The 1,824-nt window shown below is 66.7% G+C and carries 2 protein-coding genes; both read left to right on the top strand.

Annotation, left to right across the window (positions count from 1 at the left end; genetic code table 11):
* Positions 1–620, top strand: a 620-nt coding sequence (locus BFD71_RS38630) for a GMC oxidoreductase (RefSeq protein ID WP_141710975.1), incomplete at its 5' end; no start/stop codon positions are given.
* A 74-nt stretch (positions 621–694) separates the two neighbouring features.
* Positions 695–1,824, top strand: a 1,130-nt coding sequence (locus tag BFD71_RS38625) for a cytochrome c (protein ID WP_256095118.1), incomplete at its 3' end; no start/stop codon positions are given.

Here is a 1,824-nt window from a genome sequence, read left to right as displayed (position 1 = left end):
GTCCGCCCGGCTTCGTGGGCGGCTCGCCGCTCTGGGTGAACCAGGCGGGCGTGAAGCCGATCAGCGGCATCGCCACGCCCGCGGGCACGCCGAACTGGGGCGCAGGCTGGAAGAAGGCCGTGAAGGACCACTACGCGCACACCATTTCGATGGACGCGCACGGCTCCAACATGTCGTACCGCGACGTGTACCTCGACCTCGATCCGACCTATCGCGATTCGTACGGCCAGCCACTTCTGCGCATGACCTTCGACTGGAAGGACAACGACATCAAGATGGCGCGGTACGTGACGGGCCAGATGCAGAAGATTGCCGAGGCGATGGGCCCGAAGGCCATCAACGTCTACACGCGCGAGTTCGGCGCGCACTTCGACTCGCGCCGCTATCAGACCACTCACCTCGTGGGCGGTGCCGTGATGGGCACCGATCCGAACACCAGCGTCATCAACCGCTATCTGCAGAGCTGGGATGTGCCCAACGTGTTCGTGATGGGTGCCTCCGCGTTCCCGCAGGGGATCGGCTACAACCCGACCGGCCTCGTCGCCGCCCTCGCTTACTGGAGCGCGAAGGCCATTCGCAACCAGTATCTGAAGAATCCCGGTCCCCTGGTGAGCGTGTGAAGAGCCGCATGAAGAAGAACATTTTTTCCATCGGCGCGAACGTTGCGCGCGCAACTTTCTCGTGTGTGGCGTTCATGGCATTTTCGGCGCACGCGGCTGAGCAACCGAACGCCGCACTCGTCGCGCATGGCGAATACCTCGCACGCGCCGGCGACTGCATTGCCTGCCACACCACACAGGGCGGAAGGCCCTTCGCGGGCGGCCTGAAGTTCGACACGCCGATCGGCGCGATCTACTCGACCAACATCACACCCGACGCGAATACGGGCATCGGCAAGTGGAGCTACGACGACTTCGCCAGGGCCGTGCGCCAGGGCGTGCGGCCGAACGGCGACACGCTTTACCCGGCGATGCCCTACCCGTCGTACGCACGCCTCTCCGACGACGACATGAAGGCGCTCTACGCGTACTTCATGCGTGGCGTCGGGCCCGTGCAGGCGCAGAACCGCGCGGTGGACATTCCCTGGCCGCTCTCGATGCGCTGGCCGCTCGGCGCCTGGCGCGTGCTGTTCGCGCCGAAGGTGCAGGCGTTCGACGGCTCGCATTACAACGATGCGATCGTCGCGCGTGGCGCCTATCTCGTGCAGGGCCTCGGCCACTGCGGCGCGTGCCACACGCCGCGCGCACGCACGATGCAGGAGCTTGCGCTCACCGACCTCGAAGGCGACGACTTCCTCGCGGGCGGCGCCCCGATCGACGGCTGGGTCCCCTCCAGCCTGCGCGGCAACCCGCGCACGGGCCTGGGCAACTGGAGCGAGGACGACATCGTGCAGTTCCTCAAGTCGGGCCGCAATCTGCATACTGCGGCCTTCGGCGGCATGACCGACGTGGTTCAGCACAGCATGCAGCACATGAACGACGCGGACCTGCTCGCCATCGCGCGCTACCTCAAGACGCTGCCCTCCAGTGACCCGAAGGAAACCGCGTATGCCTACGATCCCGCCGCCGCGCACAAGCTGCAAAACGGCGACGCGAGCGCACGCGGCGCAGCGGTCTATCGCGACAACTGCATGGCCTGCCACCGCAGCGACGGACGCGGCTACACGCGCGTGTTCCCGGCGCTCGGCGGCAACCCGGTCGTGCAGGGCAAGGACCCCACTTCGCTGATTCACGTGCTGCTCGCAGGCAGCGCGCTCGAAGGCACGCAATCCGCGCCCTCGTCGTTCACGATGCCGCCGTTCGGCTGGCGTCTGTCCGACCAGGA

It is taken from the genome of Paraburkholderia nodosa, from assembly GCF_001718195.1.
GTDB classification, from domain to species: domain Bacteria; phylum Pseudomonadota; class Gammaproteobacteria; order Burkholderiales; family Burkholderiaceae; genus Paraburkholderia; species Paraburkholderia nodosa_A.
Note: the sequence above shows the minus strand (reverse complement) of the source record. Positions and strands in the feature narration are given on the sequence as shown.